Here is an 18,431-nt window from a genome sequence, read left to right on the forward strand (position 1 = left end):
TTCTCCTAGTCGCGTGGCTTTTCCACCATCTCGTAGCACTCGATGACGTCACCGGTCTGGATGTCGTCGTAGTGCTCGAGGGTCACACCGCACTCGAAGCCCTCGCGGACCTCGGTGACGTCGTCCTTTTCACGACGCAAGGAGGCAATGCTGGTCTCGCGAACGACGACGCCATCGCGCAGCAGCCTTGCCTTGGCGTTGCGTCGGATGAGCCCATTCTCGACCATGCAGCCCGCGATGTTTCCAACCTTGGAGCTGCGGAAGATCTGACGAATCTCCGCCTGGCCAAGAGTCTTCTCTTCGTAGATCGGCTTGAGCATGCCCTTGAGAGCAGCCTCGATCTCGTCGATCGCATCGTAAATGACCGAGTAGTAACGGATGTCGACGTTCTCGCGGTCCGCCAGCTTCGCGGCCTGAGCCGTGGGGCGAACGTTGAAACCGATGATGACGGCGTGCGGATCGCTCGCGGCTGCCAGCGAAACGTTGGTCTCGGTGATGGCACCAACACCGCGGTCGATGACGCGCAGGCTGACCTCGTCGCCGACCTCGATACGGCTCAGCGAATCCTCCAGGGCCTCGACGGAGCCGGCTCCATCGCCCTTCAGGATCAGCGTCAACTCGCTGGTCTCGCCCTTCTCGAGTTGTTCGAACAGCTCGTCGAGGGTCTTGCGGCGGCTGCTTGCAGCCTGCATTGCGGCGCGCATGCGTGCCTCACGCTTATCGGCGATCTGACGCGCGACGCGGTCGTCGTCGACGACAAGGAAGTTGTCGCCTGCACCAGGAACGCTGGTCAGACCGAGAACCTGAACCGGAGCCGAAGGCGGAGCCTCGTCCACGGATTCGCCACGGTCGTTGATCATCGCACGAACGCGGCCGTACGAAGATCCAGCGACGATGGACTCGCCCTTGCGCAGCGTACCGCGCTGAATGAGGACGGTGGCCACCGGGCCGCGACCCTGGTCTAGGTGGGCCTCAATAGCGACGCCCTGAGCCGGCATGTCCGGGTTGGCGCGCAGGTCTAGTGCCGCGTCTGCGGTTAGGACGATCGCCTCGAGTAGATCGTCAATGCCCTTGCCCGTGACCGCGGAAACATCGACGAACATCGTGTCGCCGCCGTAGTCCTCCGGAGTCAGTCCGAATTCCATCAACTGGCCGCGAACCTTAGCCGGATCGGCAGTAGGCTTATCGATCTTGTTGACCGCAACCACGATCGGAACATCAGCAGCCTTGGCGTGGTTCATCGCCTCGATTGTCTGAGGCATGACGCCGTCATCGGCCGCGACAACCAGAACCGCGATATCGGTCGACTTCGCACCACGAGCACGCATCTGCGTGAAGGCCTCGTGGCCCGGGGTATCGATGAAGGTGATCGGGCGAGTCTCGCCTTCCACCTCAGTCTCGATCTGGTAGGCACCGATGGACTGGGTAATGCCACCGGCCTCCTTAGCCTGAACGTTCGAGTGTCGCAGGGCGTCCAACAGCTTGGTTTTACCGTGGTCGACGTGACCCATAACGGTGACGACCGGCGGACGAGCGGACAGATCTTCCTCGCCGCCCTCGTTCTCGCCGAACTCGAGGTCGAAGCTTTCCAGCAGCTCGCGATCCTCGTCTTCGGGAGAAACTACCTGGATGTTGTAATCCAGCTCGGCGCCAAGGATCTCCAGCGTCTCGTCGGGAACCGACTGAGTAGCCGTGATCATTTCGCCCATGTTGAACAGCACCTGTACGAGCTGTGCTGCATCGACGTCAATCTTTTCGGCCAGATCGGTAAGCGAGGCGCCGCGACGCAGGCGAACGGTCTGACCGTCACCCTTGCGAAGGCGTACACCACCGATTACCGGTGCCTTCATTTCGTCGAATTCTTGCCTGCGCTGCTTCTTAGACTTGCGCTTGCGGCCACCGCTGCCGCGACCGAATGCACCCTGGGTGCTGCCGCGGAAGGTACGACCACGAGGCGGTGCACCTCCTGGACGTCCGAAACCGCCGGAGCCATTGTTGTTATTGGAGCGGCCTCCACGGCGTCCTCCGCGACCGCCCGAGGTCTTACTGAGAGCGTTATTTGCCCGCTTCGGCATCATTGCAGGGTTCGGCTTGGGCATTCCGGAAGTGCCGCCTGGACGAGGCATCGCAGGCGTGGCTGCACCGGAGCGCGGACGCTGCGAACCGCCGGAACCACGACGCTGCGAACCGTGACGGGACTGGCCCATGCCTTGCGTGGAGCTGAACGGGTTGTTGCCCGGACGCGGCTTGCCGCTGCTGCGGCGCACCTGATTGCTCGGCGCCGGCTTAGCCTTCGCAGCACTCTGGTGCGCAGTCTTCGGTGTAATGCGAGGACTGGGCTTCGGCGCTGGCTTGGCAGCAGGTTTTGGAGCCTGTGCAGGGCTCGAAGGCTTAGCGGCGGGCTTCTCGGCGCTGATCGGCTTCGAGGTCGACGGCACTACACCAGCCTGACTGGGGCGAGGAGCGTTACGGGACGCGGTCTTCGCACCAGGCATTGCAGCCGGCGTAACTTTCGTAGCCGACGATGCGCTCTTGGCAGCCGGCTTAGCGGAAGAAGTCTTTGCAGGCTTGTCGGCCTTTTCGGCAGCCGAAGTCGTGCTCGGCTTTATCGGTTCTTTGGTTTCTACCGGAGCGTTAGTCGCACCGGGCGCGGGTGCCTTACGGCTAGCCGCCTTAGACTTTGTGGGCGCCTTCTTGGCCTCGGCCTGGCCACCCTCTTGTTCGAACTTCTCCTTGACACGACGAACCACTGGGGCCTCGATCGTGGAGGAAGCGGAGCGAACGAATTCGCCCATGTCGTTAAGTTTTGCGATTAATTGTTTACTTTCGAGTCCGAGCTGTTTTGCTAGCTCGTAGACGCGGACCTTAGCCACTTATCTCCTTCAGGCCCAGCGTCTTTTTTGCGCGCCAGGGCCTCTAGTTAGTTGTAATGCTCATTTCGGCATACTCATCGAGTGTTCATGAGCGCTAGCCCACTTTCTTGCTGCATGGCCCATTGGCCACGACTAAATAGAGCGGTTAGGCGCGTGCAATTGCACACACGCAATCATTTTAGACCCTCGCGGCCTTTTCTTCTAACCGAGGTAAAACATACAAGCGCGGAATGGACGCTATGACTCGACCCGCGTGCGAAAACTTCTGGCGAAGCCACCCCTTTGAGCGCTCGTCAGGCAGACCTCGTCGGGGTGCACCCAGGCGCCCCTACCGGGTGCGCATTTGGACTGATCGGCCACCACTTTCCCGTCACGCAGTACATAACGGGAAAGTTCGCTTGGCTCGGCCTTCGCCCTGCAACCTACACAGGTGCGCAGCGGATGGTTCACCTTTCGGTCGACGCGGTGTCCGGCTTGATGTCAATGCGCCAGCCGGTAAGACGGGCGGCCAACCTGGCGTTCTGACCCTCGCGACCGATGGCCAAAGAAAGCTGGTAATCCGGCACGATAACGCGTGCAGCGCGCGCGGTCTCGTCCACGACCTCAACGGAGCTGACCTTCGCGGGGCTCAGCGCGTTCGCCACGAACTGCGCGGGATCCTCGCTCCAATCGACGATGTCGATCTTTTCCTTGCCGAGCTCGTTGGTTACCGCCCTGACGCGCGCGCCCATCGGGCCGATGCAAGCGCCCTTGGCGTTCACATCCGGGTTGGCGGAATAGACGGCGATCTTAGAACGGTGACCCGCCTCGCGAGCGATCGCCTTAACCTCGACGACGCCATCAGCAATCTCAGGAACCTCGAGCTCAAAAAGCTTCTTAACCAGGTTCGGGTGGGTACGGCTGACGACGATCTGTGGGCCGCGCATCTCACGACGAACCGCAACGACGTACACCCGAAGCCTGCGGCCATGGGTGTACTGCTCGCCGGGGGCCTGCTCAGCTAGCGGCATGATTGCCTCGACGGTGCCTAGATCAACCCGAACCGTGCGGGAATCGCTGTCCTGCTGGACGACGCCAACCATGATGTCTCCCTCGGCCGCAGCGAATTCGCCGTACTTCTGCTCGTCCTCAGCCTCGCGCAAGCGCTGGAAAATGACCTGGCGGGCTGTTGAGGCGGCGATACGGCCAAAGTCGGAGGGAGTGTCGTCGTATTCGCCGATCTGGTTGCCGTCCTCGTCAGTCTCGGGAACCACCACCGAGACCTTTCCAGACTTGCGATCGAGATCGACGCGGGCGCCCGAGACCGGGTGATCGGTCTTGTTGTAAGCGTTTAGCAGCGCGTCTTCCAGAGCCTCGACCAGGTAGTCGAGGGGAATTTCCTTGTCGCGTTCGATTGCCCGCAGAGCGGCCATATCGATGTCCATCAGATCTCCTATCCTTCGCGATTCAGCTCGAGTTGAACCACGGCTTTTTCGATGTCTTCATAGGGGACGCTCAGCTGGTCCACATCAGGCTTCTTCGGTTTGGCTCCCTTTTTGGTCGGTTTCACCTCGGGGGCGACAACCACTACCGAGTCGTCGGCGCTGAGAATCCTGCCTAGAAGCTCCGGCTTGCCAGTCGCGTTTCCTTCACCCAGCTTGAACAGCACCAACCTGCCCGCGTTTCGCCTAAAGTGCACGGGTTTAGTGAGCGGCTTGGTGGCACCGCGGCTGCTCACCTCGAGGGTGTAGGGTTGCTCGCCCATCACATCGGATTCGTCGAGCAGAGCGGAGATAGCACGGGTGGCGTCGGAAATCTGGTCCAGGTCTGGGCCATGCCCCTGAGGCCCGTCACCATCGACGTCCAGCCTCACTACCCTATTCTTACCGGCACGAACGACCTTAAGTTCGTCGATCTCTAAGCCTTGTTCTTGCAGGACCGGGGTCAGAAGTTGCGTCAATTCGTCGTTCACGGCGTAATCCTCTTGTCAGATCCTTAATTATCTTGGGTTAGCTTACAGGCCAAAACCGCCTTCAATTATAACGCGCTGCCAGCCGTTTCTCCCAAAGCGATAGGTTTTGACTGTGACAAGAATCGTTCAGGCCATGTGCGGCACGGCTTTCGCCGCAGCTCTCTCGCTAGCACTGCTGACCGGCTGCTCGCCCAGCCCTGTCATATCGTCGCCGCCAAAGGCATCAATCAGCGCCTCCCAAGAGCAACAGGAGGCAGCCCAGATCGAACAGATGCTGGCTTCAATGGCGAAGGGTCTCAGCACCGAGCATCCCTGGTTGGGCGACGTAGCCACGATGCATTTGGAGCACGCGCAGGTGCTTTCCCAGGGCTACCCGTTTGGAGCAAAACCGAGCGTGGGGCCCATCGAGGCGACCGAAGCCACGCTTGCTCAGCTTGCCGAGCAGGAGAAAGCTGCGGCTAAAAAATATCTTGACCACGTGATCAGCGATGATTCCTCGGTCTCCTTGCTCTACGCCAGCCTGCACACCACAGCCAGCATCGTCGCTTCTGCGCTTGACAACGGCAACGAGCTGGACGTAAACCTCAAAGGCTCCTCGCCGAGCATCTTATCGCCTAGCGATCTGGGGGACGCCCAAGCGGTATTGCTGGACAATCAGCAAGACCTGGTCGCCGGGTTAGAGGCCATGAATGGGGTAAGCCACAACGACTCTATGGCCGCTAGGCTCCAACAGGCGCGCAGAGAACGCGACGAAACCCTGGCGAAAGTCACCTCCCCAACTCCGGGTCCTGTGACCGTAGAGATCGAGGGCCTCAAAGATCCCGCAAAACACAAAGAGATCTGGGCGGGCCTAGAAAAAGACGTCGCGGACAGCTGGGCCTTGGTCCTGGCAGCTAGCCCATCGGACCAAAGGAAGGATGCCGCGAAATCCATGAGCGGCGCCTACTCGAAGGCCGTGGCAAGAGGCTGGCAGCTCACTTGTTGGCCGGGCTGGCGCTAGCTCAAGTAGAATCTGGCAACGTGTCTTCAACCCGTTTTCGACTCGACATCTCCTACGACGGCACCGACTTCCACGGTTGGGCCCACCAGGAGGGCCTGCGCACGGTCCAGGGCACAATCGAGCACTGGATCACCACCGTACTGCGCCTCGATGAACCCGCACAGCTGACCGTCGCGGGCAGGACCGATGCGGGGGTTCACGCAAGAGCACAAGTGGCGCACGCGGATCTCCCCTCGGATGTGGACCCCAGGCAGTTACGGCGCAGGCTCACCAGAATCTTGCCCGAAGACGTCAGGGTCAACCGGATCAGCGTCGCCCCAGAACACTTCGACGCCCGTTTTTCCGCCCTCTGGCGCAGGTACGTTTACCGTGTCTGGGACGTAGATAGCTTCCAAGACCCCCTGCTCAGGGGATTCACCTCGCCGGTTCGCCACAGCCTCGATATAGCTCGAATGAACGAGGCGTGTGACCAGCTGCTCGGGTTGAACGATTTCGTCGCCTTTTGCAAATACCGCGAGGGCGCAACGAGCATCAGGTGTCTACAAAAAATGTCGGTCAAGAGAGCTGACGATCGCTGTGGCACCATCGAAATGACCGTTCAAGCTGACGCCTTCTGTCACTCCATGGTTCGCTCCTTAGCCGGGGCCTTATGCTCGGTAGGATCGGGGCAACGAAGCGTGAAGTGGATTTCCAATCTGTTATCGGCCACTAAGCGCAGCTCCGAAGTTTTGGTGATGCCCGCACGGGGGCTAACCCTAGAAGAGGTCGCCTACCCGAGCGACGACAAGCTGGCGGAGAGGGTTTCGCAGGCCAAATCTAAGCGCGTTCTGCCCGGAAAGGAACAGCGATGAGTCATTATTTCGTCACGCCAGATGACACCGGCGAACGCAACCAGGTGAGAGCAAAGATCTGGGATCGCGAATACGACTTCGTCTCTGCCCCAGGCGTCTTCAGTTCGCACCGCCTAGACCTCGGCACCAGGGTGCTCCTGACCCGAACCACCCCACCAGAAGAAGACGCTAAGCGGCTTCTAGACGTCGGGTGCGGTTTTGGCCCCATCGCTGTAGCGCTCGCCAAAGAATGTCCGTGGGCCGACGTCGACGCCATCGACGTCAACGAACTAGCGCTTCGCCTAACCCAAGAAAACGCCCAAAAAGCCGGCGTCAAGGTAACCACCGCCACGCCGGAAAAGCTGCTCGCAGAACGCCCGGACGGCTACTACGACGAGATTTGGTCCAACCCCCCGATCAGGGTTGGCAAACAGGCGCTACACGAATTGCTGTTGACCTGGCTGCCAAAACTATCGCCCGGGGGGATCGCTTGGCTGGTGGTCGGCAAGAATCTTGGCGCAGACTCGCTGTCGAACTGGCTAAAGCAGCAAGGCTTCAGCAGCGAAAAGTTCGCATCGGCTAAGGGTTTCCGCGTTTTGAAAGTCACGCATGCGTAAGTGACCGAAAAATAAAATTATTTTTTTGGAATAATTCCGAATTACTTCTCGTTTAACCTGGTGTAAGTAAGCAAAAATTGCTGAAACTTTCAACAGCGCTTAGCGCGAGAAGGAGTTAGAAATGGCTTTCACAGACGACGTTCAGAACAAGGCTGAAGAGCTCAAGGGCAAGGCAAAAGAGGCCGCAGGCAAGGCCACTGGCAACGAGCAGGCTCAGGTCGAAGGTATTGGCGATCAAATCAAGGCTGAGGCCGGCAAGGTTGGAGACGCAATCAAGGACGCGGCCTCCACTATTAAGGACAAGCTAACCGGCAACTAATTGTTGTTTTCGTCCGCCCCTCCAGCTAGCCCAAAACATAAGGAGAATTTATGGCTATCTACACACTGCCCGAACTCGACTACGACTACGGCGCGCTGGAACCGCATATCAGCGGCGAAATCATGCAGCTGCACCATGATAAGCACCACCAGACTTACGTCGACGGCGCCAATAGTGCTCTCGAGCAGCTGGCTGAGTGCCGCGAAAAGGGAAACTTCGGTGCCATAAGCAAGCTGGAGAAGGATCTCGCTTTCAACCTAGCGGGCCACCAGAACCACTCCGTGTTCTGGAAGAACCTATCTCCCGACGCTCCGGAGCGCCCAGAAGGCGAACTTGCCGCAGCAGTTGACGAATTCTTCGGCGGATATGACAACCTGGTCGCGCAGTTCAATGCTGCCGCCAAGTCCATCCAGGGCTCCGGCTGGGGCGCACTTGTCTACGATCCAATCGGCGAGCGTCTGAACACTCTGGCTTTCTACGATCACCAGAACAACCTTCCGGTTGGCTCGGTTCCACTACTGCTGCTGGATATGTGGGAGCACGCCTACTACCTGCAGTACAAGAACGTTAAGGCCGACTACGTTGACGCCTTCTGGAACATCGTTAACTGGACCGACGTTGCTGAGCGTTTCGATGCCGCACGCTCTGCTAAATAATTAAAAATGTTAAACAGGTTTTAACCTAAAACCTGTTAAGCCCGGCGACTGAGTCGCCGGGCTTATTTTTTTTGGAAACTTTTTGGCGAGGTGTTGAGCAATTGACATCTCCTACCTAGTCTTTAGGTAAGGGTGTCATGTTTACTGCGATCCCGCTTTTGCGGTCGATGCAGTGAGAGGAATTTCATGCGTAGGCTGTCGGTAAGTTTGCTCGCAGGCGCCGTAGTGGCAACGGGTTTTGCCATCGGTGCTGTAGGCGCAAATCTCGATCGGCAGGTAATGCTCAGCGTTGACGGCAAAGTCGAGCAGGCAAACTTTTTCGGCACCACGGTCTCTAGTCTGCTTTCGGCCTCCGGAATCGAGCTAGGAGAGCACGACCAGGTCTGGCCGTCTAAGGACGCGAAGATCGGCGAGGGCGACGTCGTCGAGGTCAAATACGGCAGGCCGATCACCATGACGGTCGACGGCAAGGTGACGACTTTCTGGACGACGGCAACCACCCTGGACGAGGCGCTCAATCAAATTGGCATGCGGGATTCGGCGAACAGGCTTTCCGTGGATCGTTCGCTACCCATCGGTCGCGAAGGCATCACTCTCACTGTTTTCACACCGAAATCCGTCACCTTGAAGGTCGGCGGTGAATCAAAGGAAATTTTGACGACTGCGGGCACGGTCGCGGAAGTTTTGCAGGGCGAATCAATCAAACTCGGCCAACACGACAAGCTCTCCCCTGGTCTCGGCACACAGATCACCGGCAGCATGGTCATCACTGTCGACCGCGTCTCGGTTGAGAACAAGGAAGAAAGCGAACCGATCGATTTCGAGATCAAGAAAACCGACGACCCCAACCTTCCTAAGGGCGTTGAGCGCGTGATCGTGGAGGGCGTCAAAGGCGAGAAGATAGTCCGGGCGCGAGTGACGATCGTCAACGGGGTCGAGAAAAACAGGCAAGTGCTTGAAGAGAAGATCGTCAAGGATCCAAAGGCCGAGGAAAAGGCCGTCGGGACCATGGAGATCGCTGGCCTGGTCGGCCACGAGGACAGGATGCAGCTAATGAGCGATGCGGGCATCTCTGTCGACGATTTTGCCGCGGCATACAAACTAATTCAGCGCGAATCTGGATGGAGGCCGGGCGCGATAAACGCATCCAGTGGCGCCTGCGGCTTGGTTCAAGCTCTCCCCTGTTCAAAGCTCGGATCCAATTGGACCGACCCCGTGCACGCACTTAAATGGGGAGACCGTTACGTCAAGGCTCGCTACGGCGGCTGGAAACAGGCTCTTGCGCACTCCGACGCCAATGGCTGGTACTAAGTTTCTTAAGAAAACTTAGGAATCCTCCTCAGCTTCCCTTTTTTAAGCTTTACCGCCTAGCCAAGGCTCGCTTTTAACGTTTACTCCACACAGCCCAGGAACAGAGTTTCCAAGAATTATTAAGAATTCTTTGGTTTTTCTCAGGATTTGTTTTATCGTTACTCAAGTCACCAAAGACACACCGACTTAAGGAACAGATGAAGAAGAAAACCTTAGCTATCGCATCGGCTTCCGCCATCGCCGTAACCACCTTCGGTTTTGGCGGTTTTGCTAGCGCAATGGACAAGGACATCACCTTAACTGTTGATGGCAACTCTAAAGCTGTAAGCGTTTGGGGTACCACGGTCTCCGACGCGCTGAAGAAGCACAACATCGAGATCGGCGAACACGATCAGGTGATCCCATCTGCGGACTCCAAAATTTCCGATGGCACCATGGTGGACGTTAAATTCGGCCGCCTCGTAAAGATCACCATTGATGGAGTCACCAAGGAGATATGGACCACGGCCACAACGGTCGACGAGCTGCTCAACCAGCTGGGTCTACGCGGCACTGATCACGAAATTTCCGTTAGCCGATCCACTCCTATCGGTCGCGAAGGCCTAACCTTGACCGCGACCACCCCTAAGAACGTCAAACTTACTGTCGACGGTTCGACCACCGAGCTGAAGACCTCGGCCCCGACCGTTCGCGACCTGCTGGAGGAACAGAAGATCGACTTCGACGACGATGACCGCGTAGAGCCCGGTCTCGACGAGGCGATCGCCGAAGGCCAAGAGATCGTCGTGAAGCGCGTTGAGGTCAAGGAAGAGACCGTCGAAGAGCGCATCGACCGCGAGGTCAAGAAGACCGAAGACGCTAACCTCGACGCGGGCGTCACCCGCGAGACCAAGGCCGGTAAAGACGGCCGAAAGACTGTCGTCTACAAGATCGTGATCGTAGATGGCAAGGAAGAGTCTCGCTCCGTCGTCTCCGAGAAGGTGCTGGAAGAGGCTCAGGCAAAGCACGTCACTGTTGGCACCAAGCGCGCGGCAGCTCCAGCCGTCTCCAACGGATCGGTCTGGGACAGCATCGCACAGTGCGAGGCGGGCGGCAACTGGTCGATCAACACTGGCAATGGCTACTACGGTGGCCTGCAGTTCAACCCTGGAACCTGGAATGCCTTTGGTGGCGGCGCCTACGCCCCTACCGCGAACCTGGCAACCCGCGAACAGCAGATCGCGATCGCCCAAAAGGTTCAAGCCGTGCAGGGCTGGGGCGCATGGCCGGCTTGCACATCCCGCTTAGGTCTGCGCTAACCACCAACTTAGAAAATGGGTCGATGAGAATCGGCCCATTTTTTACATTCACTTTTTCTTCTCTGATAGGTTAGGCTCGCCTATCAGGAGGATAGATGAACGGTTACCATCAATACTCATTCGATGAGTTGTCGCGCTCTCTCGCGTCCAGGCTGCTGTCAGGCACTGGAAGAGCCTCTGCGCTGTTCTACAAGGAGAACCCCGAGTTTGAGATCGGCTCTCTACTGCATGGGATGAGTGTCGACGACGAGTTTTTGATCGCGTACGTTGCGCAGGATTCCGACCCCGCGAACAAAATGGAAACGGTCAATCCCGTCCGCATCGAGATCATCAGGGAGTGCATGGATCCATCCATTCGCGTTGTAACGGCTTCCGCTCACGTACTGGGCCAAGTCGAGTGGATTAGCCTCGCAGACGGCAAAGAGATGCTTAGTGCGGGCAAGCTGCCTGAACGGATTGCGAGCTTCGTGGCGGAGACCAAAGTGCGAATCGGCATCGTATCAATCGATAAGTTGCTACTCCATCAGCCGTCCGGTGTGACGAGAGTATGCCCCGAGTCCATAACAGCGAGCACTAGGGCCGTGAGTTTTCCTACTTTATCCGACGAGATCGACTGCTCGATGTCTCTGGGCACCAACGACGTTCTCCGCAAGGTTTGCATCGCGGTCGAGAATGGTGTTCTGCCAGGAAAGATTTGTGGCCGCTGCCCGCAGGCATCGATCTGTCAGCATATTGCCAACAAGGTGGTCTGCGCCGACATCGATAGCCTCGGTGTCACTCTGACTCACATTAAGAATGACGAGATAACCACGGTTTTCGCAGCCTTTGATAAACCGGTTAAAGACATTAAAGAATTCGAATACGAATTGCTTAAAATAAAGAATTCATCTCTAGCTGAATAAGGCCTTACTAATAAATATGTGGCTCCCGGAAGTATCCGGGAGCCACATATTTTTTGCTTTGCTTAACGAGCCTCGTACATCTCGCAGGAAGCAGTGTTGCCAACCAGCTTGATCTCCTTGAGGGCACACATCAGATCGTTGTTGTGAGCACACTCGAGACGGTGGCAGGCGCCAACACCGTTCTCACCAGAGCCCATGCCGCCACGGGCGTCGAGCTCAATGAAGGTGCCGCACTTGGCGGCACCGTTAGTGCCACCGATGGTGATTGCGCCAGCGGTGCAGCCGCCGTTGTTGAACGCACAAGTGGTGGCTGAACAAGACTTAATTGCTGTTAGAGTAGCCATTTTTCTCTCCTTCGTGATGTGAAGAATTACTAAATATAGATTTAGTTGACAATCATTAAAGTAATTGACTTAATCAGCCTCTGACAAGGAAAGTAAGGAAAGGGTAAGCCTAGAAATGGGCTTTAGTAAGGTTAGCTATACCAATAAATTTCGGCTTAATAGATTGTTTTTAGCTATTGGTACGCAAACTTTCATGGACTTCTAGCATCTTTTTTGCGCTCTTTTCCCAGCTGAATTCTTCAGCCCTACGCCTGGCCGCCTTGCGCACCTCATCCGAAAGTCTGCCGGCGAGCCGCTCCACAGCATCTGCGATACCCTCGGGGCTTGGCTCGCCCTTCTCGCCGCAGTCGGGGTCGATGAGCTCGCTCGCTCCCCCACGATCTGCCGTAACCACAGGTGTCCCGCACGCGAGCGCTTCTAGAACAGCGAGGCCGAAGGTTTCGGTAGGGCACACGGAAAGCGCGATGTGCGAGCTGGCGTACTGCTCGGCTAGTTCCTGCCTGCCTGACAAAAAACCATGAAAATAGACCGGAGCGCCTTCCGCAAGTTTCTGCATCTTCGATAGGTCCGGCCCCTTTCCGAACACGTGCAGCTCGAACGAAACGTTGCGCCTGGCCAACTCAACGGCAGCTCCGATGGCCAGGTGAGGGTGTTTTTCGTGAGACATCCGTCCCGCGTAGCAAAGTTTCAGGGGTGACGCCGGCAGCCCGAAGCAAGGGCTGAAGGTTTCCAGGTCCACACCGAGAGAGACCTTACGCAGATCAACATCAATACCGGCGAAATCTCCCCGGGAGTAGTCGCTGGTCACCACGACTGAATCGAATTTACGCGCCAGAGACCTGTTAAGGGCCTTCACAGCCTTCGTCACACCGAAACGAGTGCCCAGCCAGTCAGAAAGCATATCGTCTAAATGCTCGTGGCTGAGCAGCACGGATGAAGCAGAGTTTCTCTTCGCCCACTTGGCGCTGCCCGTTAGGGTCCACTTGTCGGAGCACTCGATGGCGTCGGGACGGAATTCATCGAGGATATTCGAGACCTTGTCCGGACGAAAAATCATTCGGTAGACGGAGTTCACTCTCGGCGATCGGATTGTAACTGTTGTGCCGCAATCATCTTCGATTACCCGGTCTTTGTTTCCAGGGATGATCAGAAGCCGTTCGTGCCCAGCTTTTACGTATCCCTTGCCCAATTGATCAATAGCCACTTTCATCCCACCAGACGTGGGGCTCACGAAATTAGCCAGCTGGGCGATGCGCAAGGTTCGCTCCTTTTTATGCTCAAAGGCCCGGGCCGCCTAATCGACGGTCCGGGCCTTTGGAAATGTTTTACTTGTCGGCCTCTTCAGCCTTTTCGTCCTTAGCCTCTTCAGCCTCGGCTTCCTCGACCTTGACCTCTTCGGCCTTAGGTTCTTCGGCCTTGGCTTCCTCAACCTTGGGCTCTTCAGCCTTGGCCGGCTTGGCCTTCGGCTCGAGCTTGTCGGTGACGATCTCGATCACAGCCATAGGGGCATTGTCGCCCTTGCGGTTGCCGACCTTGGTGATGCGGGTGTAGCCACCGTCGCGACCCTCGAAGCTCGGAGCGATCTCGGTGAACAGCACATGCACGATACCCTTGTCGGTGATCGTACGGTTTACGACGCGACGCGAGTGCAGGTCGCCGCGCTTGGCCTGGCTGATCAGGCGCTCAGCGAGAGGCTGCACGCGACGGGCGCGGGTCTCGGTGGTCTTGATCTTGCCGTGCTCGAAGAGCTGGGAGGCAAGGTTAGCCAAAATGATGCGCTGGTGTGCAGGCGAGCCACCGATGCGGGGGCCCTTAGTTGGCTTAGGCATATTAGTTCTCCAAATTTCTTAAATCTTCACAGCTTGCAAGCCGTGTGGCATCAGTACTGCTCGGTCTCGGCGAAGTCCTCGCCGGTCTCCTCGGACTCTTCGTCGTCGGCCAGATCGCCGAACTCCTCGGCAGCGGCTAGCGGGTCGAAGCCCGGGGCGCTGTCCTTCAGGGAAAGCCCCATCTCGGCAAGCTTCTGCTTGACCTCATCGATGGACTTCGTGCCGAAGTTGCGGATGTCCAGCAGATCCTGCTCGGAACGGCTGACGAGTTCGCCAACAGTCTCGATGCCTTCGCGCTTCAGGCAGTTGTAGGAGCGAACGGAAAGATCAAGATCCTCGACCGGCTGGGCAAGGTCATTTGCCAGCTGCTCATCAACCGGGCCAGGGCCAATTTCGATGCCCTCGGCGTTCACGTTGAGGTCACGGGCCAAGCCGAACAGCTCAACCAGAGTGCTGCCGGCGCTAGCCAGTGCATCGCGCGGGCTGATGGCCGGACGAGTCTCAACGTCGATGATCAGACGGTCGAAGTCGGTGCGCTGTTCAACGCGGGTGGCCTCAACCTTGTAGCTGACCTTGTTAACCGGAGAGTAGATCGAGTCGATCGCAATGCGACCGATCTCGTGATCGGGGCTGTTGTTCTGGGATGCAGAAACGTAGCCACGGCCACGCTCAACGATCAGCTCCATGTCGATCGAACCATGCTCGTTGAGCTCAGCGATGTGCAGGTCCGGGTTAAGGATCTCCACGCCAGCGGGAGCAGCGATGTCGGCTGCGGTCACGTTGCCGGCACCAGACTTGCGCAGGTACATGGCGACGGGCTCATCCTCTTCGCTGGTTACAACCAGTTGCTTGAGGTTCAGGATGATCTCAGTCACGTCCTCGAGAACGCCCGGGAGCGTCGCGAATTCGTGCTGAGCGTCAGCAATTTTGATGCTGGTGACTGCCGCGCCGGGAATCGACGACAGCAGCGTGCGACGCAGCGAGTTACCGAGAGTGTAGCCAAAACCAGGCTCCAGCGGCTCGATAACGAAGCGGCTGCGGCTGTCGCTGATGTACTCCTCCGACAGTGTCGGACGCTGAGCAATAAGCATTGATTTTCCTTCCCGCGCCAACCTTCATCTGATGACGCGATTGGTTCGCCCCAACAAGCCTTTTTAGCTTGCAGAAGCACCTGGGGTCGGGACCTCCCCGGCCCCAGGTATTTGTGCTATTAACGAGAGTAGAGCTCGACGATGTTCTGTTCGTTGACGTCAATGACGATCTGATCACGGGTCGGCAGCTGGTGCACGAAGATGCGCATCTTGTTAGGACGCACGGTCAACCAAGCCGGAACCTCGCGTTCGCCCCAAGTTTCGCGGGCGACAACCAGCGGAGTGATGTCCTTGGACTTGGGCATCACATCGATGATGTCAAACGGAGTTACGCGGTAGCTGGGGACGTCAACGCGGACGCCATTGACTTGGAAGTGGCCGTGGCTAACGAGCTGACGAGCCTGGCGGCGGGTAGCCGCAAAGCCAGCACGGTAAATAACATTGTCGAGACGAGACTCGAGGATCTGCAGCAGCAGGTCACCGGTCTTGCCTTCGCGGCGAGCAGCTTCCTTGTAGTAACGCAGAAACTGCTTCTCTAGAACGCCGTATGCGTAACGAGCCTTCTGCTTCTCCTTCAACTGCATCGAGTATTCGGAGTTCTTAACGCGGCCACGGCCGTGCTGGCCAGGCGCGTACGGGCGACGCTCGAACGACTTGTCGTTGCCAACTAGGTCTGTCCCGAGACGGCGGGACTTCTTAGTGATTGGGCCTGTGTAACGGGCCATGATGTACCAGTCCTTTCGGTTTCGGGTTAGACGCGACGACGCTTAGGCGGGCGGCAGCCGTTGTGCGGCATCGGGGTGACGTCCTGAATGGCACCGACCTCAAGGCCGATGGCACCAAGCGAACGGATCGCGGTCTCGCGGCCCGAACCCGGACCCTTGACGAAGACGTCGATGCGCTTCAAACCGTGCTCCATGGCGCGACGGCCTGCGGCCTCGGCTGCCATCTGAGCGGCGAACGGGGTCGACTTGCGCGAGCCCTTGAAGCCAACCGTGCCAGCAGAAGCCCAGGAAATAACCTGGCCACCGGCGTCGGTGATCGAGATGATGGTGTTGTTGAAAGTCGACTTGATGTGCGCTGCTCCAGCGATCACATTTTTGTGAGACTTGCGGCGCGGCTTTATTTTGCCGGCGCCCTTGCGGCTTGTAGCCATAAAATTTCTCCTTGGCAGTTAGGTAGACTGCTAACGCTTAGCGCGTTGCCTTCTTCTTACCGGCGACGGCCTTCTTGCGGCCCTTACGAGTGCGTGCGTTGGTGCGGGTGCGCTGACCACGAACCGGAAGTCCGGCGCGGTGACGACGACCCTGATAGGTGCCGATCTCGATCTTGCGACGAATGTCTGCTGCAACCTCGCGACGCAGGTCACCTTCGACGTGGTAGTTCTCGTCGATGTGATCACGCAGAGCAACCAGGTTTTCCTCGGTGAGATCCTTCACGCGGGTGTCCGGGTTGATTCCTGTAGCTGCCAGGGTTTGCGCGGCACGGGTCTTGCCTATGCCGTAGATGTAAGTAAGTGCGATCTCGATGCGCTTCTCGCGCGGCAGATCGACTCCTTGGAGGCGTGCCATGTGGCGGTTACCTTTCAATAGTTTCTCGAACGGGTTTGCATCCCCGCTCTGCGAAGGTGTGTGCGTGAGGCGTTCCCGTTCACCATCCAAGAAAATTACCCTGCATGGGGGTCTTTAAATTTCGCCCGGGCCCTGGCCTTCGTCCAGGGGTTCGACCGTTCAGCTTTTGCGCAACGGCCTTGCTCTCACGTTGTTATTCCTTATTCAGTTGTCGACCTCACCAGGAGCTGTTGTTGGCCCGGTCGGGCATCAACAATTAGCCCTGGCGCTGCTTGTGGCGCGGATTGGTGCAGATCACACGAACAACACCGTGGCGACGGATCACCTTGCAGTTGTCGCAGATCGGCTTAACGCTCGGCTGAACCTTCATTTCGAGCTGCTCCTCTTTTGCTTGCTTTTTCGCGCCAAACACCCCGAACTGGACTAGCCAGTATCAGAAGTATCTAGCGACTACTTGTGACGATAAACGATACGACCGCGGTTCAGATCGTAAGGAGAAAGCTCAACCACTACGCGGTCTTGCGGCAGAATACGAATGTAATGCTGACGCATCTTGCCACTGATGGTTGCTAGCACCTTGTGCCCGTTGTCCAGCTCAACGCGGAACATCGCGTTAGGCAGGGCCTCGGTCACGACGCCTTCGAGCTCTAGCGCTCCTTCTTTCTTGGCCATTACCCTCTCATTTTCCAAAGTGTTTCGTGACGAACGTCCCACTTTTGGCTTGATCGGACGACTTCAAATTGCGAAGCCGTTTTCGTCTTATCGATTCTCGCGGCTAAGAGCGTCCCGTAATTGGACACACTAAACGCACGAGCCGACTAGATATCCTATGCGGAGCGCGGGGTAATACCCAAATCGATGTGCAATTAAATGATCCACTCGGGATCAGGGTCAGCGAGGTCCGCAGCCGCCGGGCGCAGCCCTTCGAAAAGATCGTTCTCGGGAATCTTGGTTGGCACACTGCTGTAGACGAGCTGCCAGTCCTCCGTCGGCCAAACTTTCTTCTCGAGTTCGCGGGGCACGGCGAACCAATGACCGTGCGGATCGATCTGGGTGGCGTGTGCGCGCAGCGCGCTGTCGCGCACCGGGAAGTATTTCGCACACTCGATTCGGGTGGTGATTCGGTGCTCGTAGTTGAGGTCCTGCCAATTGACGAGACGCTCTGCGTAGGGAGACTCGAGCCCCTTAGCGATCATCGCTTCGCTCAAAGCTGCATACTTAGCACGATGCATGCCCATCTGATAGTAGACCTTCGGGGTCTTCCACACCTCACCAAGCTCGGGGGCATAAGACTCGTCTGCGGCAAGTTTTAGGGCCACGACACTGACTTGGTGCGTCTGAATGTGGTCCGGGTGCGGATACCCGCCAGCCTCGTCGTAAGTAGTGACGACGTGCGGGCAGAACTCGCGAATCAACTTAACTGCGCCCTCTGCCGCATCCTTTGGATCGTAGGTTGCGAAAGTGCCAACCGGTAGCGGTGGCAGCGGATCGCCTTCAGGCAGCCCCGAATCTTCAAAACCCAAATTAATGTGTTCCGCACCAAGGATTCGCTGCGCCTCGGCCATCTCCTGCTTGCGAATCTGAGTGATGTTGGCCCAAACGTCCGACCTATCCATGGCTTGGTTCAGCACTGAGCCGCGCTCGCCACCCGTGAAAGTTGCGATCATCACGCGAGCCCCCTCAGCTACGTACTTCGCCGTGGTCGCAGCGCCCTTGCTGGACTCATCATCCGGGTGAGCGTGGAAGTGAAGGACTCTAAGCTGAGAGCCATCGGCAGCCAAAGATTTAGAACCGGAACCCATAGGTTCAATGATGCACCAAGGCGTTGACATCTCAAAT

Annotated in this window: 22 protein-coding genes; 8 read left to right on the plus strand and 14 right to left on the minus strand. The window is 57.7% G+C overall.

Translation table 11 applies throughout. The annotated features are described in order from the left end of the window. Window positions 1-5: 5 nt before the first annotated feature. The 4 genes from infB to rimP all read right to left on the minus strand — a co-directional run bounded on the left by infB (window position 6) and on the right by rimP (window position 4,824). Window positions 6-2,873: a translation initiation factor IF-2 gene (gene infB, locus HMPREF1255_RS00465; RefSeq protein ID WP_016455563.1), complete on the minus strand. Its 2,868-nt coding sequence runs from the start codon at window positions 2,871-2,873 to the stop codon at window positions 6-8. A 237-nt stretch (window positions 2,874-3,110) separates the two neighbouring features. Then, window positions 3,111-3,323, minus strand: coding sequence for a YlxR family protein (locus HMPREF1255_RS09540; RefSeq protein WP_081636638.1), 213 nt, complete (start codon window positions 3,321-3,323; stop codon window positions 3,111-3,113). Next, complete coding sequence (gene nusA / locus HMPREF1255_RS00470; protein ID WP_016455562.1) at window positions 3,320-4,297, minus strand: transcription termination factor NusA; 978 nt, start codon at window positions 4,295-4,297, stop codon at window positions 3,320-3,322. Before nusA ends, HMPREF1255_RS09540 begins: the two co-directional genes overlap by 4 nt. 8 nt (window positions 4,298-4,305) lie before the next feature. Then, entirely contained in the window at window positions 4,306-4,824 is a 519-nt protein-coding gene (gene rimP / locus HMPREF1255_RS00475) for a ribosome maturation factor RimP (RefSeq protein ID WP_016455561.1), read from the minus strand. Between the two features lie 112 nt (window positions 4,825-4,936). Here rimP and HMPREF1255_RS00480 point away from each other — a divergent pair, with 112 nt between their 5' ends. The 8 genes from HMPREF1255_RS00480 (at window position 4,937) to HMPREF1255_RS00515 (ending at window position 11,757) form a co-directional block, all read left to right on the plus strand. Continuing rightward, complete coding sequence (locus HMPREF1255_RS00480) at window positions 4,937-5,824, plus strand: hypothetical protein (RefSeq protein ID WP_024110458.1); 888 nt, start codon at window positions 4,937-4,939, stop codon at window positions 5,822-5,824. 20 nt (window positions 5,825-5,844) lie between these two features. Then, window positions 5,845-6,675, plus strand: coding sequence for a tRNA pseudouridine(38-40) synthase TruA (gene truA, locus HMPREF1255_RS00485; RefSeq protein ID WP_016455559.1), 831 nt, complete (start codon window positions 5,845-5,847; stop codon window positions 6,673-6,675). After that, a complete protein-coding gene (locus HMPREF1255_RS00490) occupies window positions 6,672-7,271 on the plus strand; it encodes a class I SAM-dependent methyltransferase (RefSeq protein ID WP_016455558.1) in 600 nt (199 codons plus the stop codon). The genes truA and HMPREF1255_RS00490 overlap by 4 nt, the downstream gene beginning before the upstream one ends. Window positions 7,272-7,392: 121 nt before the next feature. Next, a complete protein-coding gene (locus HMPREF1255_RS00495) occupies window positions 7,393-7,590 on the plus strand; it encodes a CsbD family protein (RefSeq protein ID WP_016455557.1) in 198 nt (65 codons plus the stop codon). Window positions 7,591-7,640: 50 nt separating this feature from the next. Further along, complete coding sequence (locus tag HMPREF1255_RS00500; protein WP_016455556.1) at window positions 7,641-8,246, plus strand: superoxide dismutase; 606 nt, start codon at window positions 7,641-7,643, stop codon at window positions 8,244-8,246. Window positions 8,247-8,471: 225 nt separating this feature from the next. Beyond that, window positions 8,472-9,557, plus strand: a complete 1,086-nt coding sequence (locus HMPREF1255_RS00505; RefSeq protein WP_197016951.1) for a ubiquitin-like domain-containing protein — start codon at window positions 8,472-8,474, stop codon at window positions 9,555-9,557. A 197-nt stretch (window positions 9,558-9,754) separates the two neighbouring features. Then, window positions 9,755-10,855, plus strand: coding sequence for a resuscitation-promoting factor (locus tag HMPREF1255_RS10005; RefSeq protein ID WP_024110396.1), 1,101 nt, complete (start codon window positions 9,755-9,757; stop codon window positions 10,853-10,855). Window positions 10,856-10,950: 95 nt separating this feature from the next. After that, on the plus strand, window positions 10,951-11,757 hold the full coding sequence (locus HMPREF1255_RS00515; protein WP_024110437.1) for a hypothetical protein: 807 nt from the start codon (window positions 10,951-10,953) through the stop codon (window positions 11,755-11,757). Between the two features lie 62 nt (window positions 11,758-11,819). Here HMPREF1255_RS00515 and HMPREF1255_RS00520 read toward each other — a convergent pair whose 3' ends face one another. The 10 genes from HMPREF1255_RS00520 to mca all read right to left on the minus strand — a co-directional run bounded on the left by HMPREF1255_RS00520 (window position 11,820) and on the right by mca (window position 18,424). Beyond that, window positions 11,820-12,101, minus strand: coding sequence for a DUF1540 domain-containing protein (locus HMPREF1255_RS00520; protein ID WP_016455552.1), 282 nt, complete (start codon window positions 12,099-12,101; stop codon window positions 11,820-11,822). Between the two features lie 169 nt (window positions 12,102-12,270). Next, entirely contained in the window at window positions 12,271-13,359 is a 1,089-nt protein-coding gene (locus tag HMPREF1255_RS00525) for a glycosyltransferase (RefSeq protein WP_024110413.1), read from the minus strand. Window positions 13,360-13,426: 67 nt separating this feature from the next. Then, window positions 13,427-13,930: a 50S ribosomal protein L17 gene (gene rplQ / locus HMPREF1255_RS00530; RefSeq protein ID WP_024110405.1), complete on the minus strand. Its 504-nt coding sequence runs from the start codon at window positions 13,928-13,930 to the stop codon at window positions 13,427-13,429. Window positions 13,931-13,980: 50 nt separating this feature from the next. Continuing rightward, entirely contained in the window at window positions 13,981-15,021 is a 1,041-nt protein-coding gene (locus tag HMPREF1255_RS00535) for a DNA-directed RNA polymerase subunit alpha (RefSeq protein WP_024110500.1), read from the minus strand. Window positions 15,022-15,140: 119 nt separating this feature from the next. Beyond that, on the minus strand, window positions 15,141-15,746 hold the full coding sequence (gene rpsD, locus HMPREF1255_RS00540) for a 30S ribosomal protein S4 (RefSeq protein ID WP_016455548.1): 606 nt from the start codon (window positions 15,744-15,746) through the stop codon (window positions 15,141-15,143). Between the two features lie 26 nt (window positions 15,747-15,772). Next, the gene (gene rpsK / locus HMPREF1255_RS00545) at window positions 15,773-16,177 is read right to left on the minus strand and encodes a 30S ribosomal protein S11 (RefSeq protein WP_016455547.1); all 405 of its coding nucleotides are present in this window, start codon (window positions 16,175-16,177) and stop codon (window positions 15,773-15,775) included. Window positions 16,178-16,214: 37 nt separating this feature from the next. Then, entirely contained in the window at window positions 16,215-16,592 is a 378-nt protein-coding gene (gene rpsM / locus HMPREF1255_RS00550) for a 30S ribosomal protein S13 (protein WP_016455546.1), read from the minus strand. A 256-nt stretch (window positions 16,593-16,848) separates the two neighbouring features. After that, window positions 16,849-16,962, minus strand: coding sequence for a 50S ribosomal protein L36 (rpmJ, locus tag HMPREF1255_RS00555; RefSeq protein ID WP_016455545.1), 114 nt, complete (start codon window positions 16,960-16,962; stop codon window positions 16,849-16,851). 80 nt (window positions 16,963-17,042) lie between these two features. After that, the gene (infA, locus tag HMPREF1255_RS00560; RefSeq protein ID WP_016455544.1) at window positions 17,043-17,264 is read right to left on the minus strand and encodes a translation initiation factor IF-1; all 222 of its coding nucleotides are present in this window, start codon (window positions 17,262-17,264) and stop codon (window positions 17,043-17,045) included. Between the two features lie 194 nt (window positions 17,265-17,458). Then, entirely contained in the window at window positions 17,459-18,424 is a 966-nt protein-coding gene (gene mca, locus HMPREF1255_RS00565) for a mycothiol conjugate amidase Mca (RefSeq protein ID WP_231477433.1), read from the minus strand. Between the last annotated feature and the right edge of the window lie 7 nt (window positions 18,425-18,431).

Origin of the sequence: Propionimicrobium sp. BV2F7, from assembly GCF_000510445.1 — a bacterium.
GTDB classification, from domain to species: domain Bacteria; phylum Actinomycetota; class Actinomycetes; order Propionibacteriales; family Propionibacteriaceae; genus Propionimicrobium; species Propionimicrobium lymphophilum.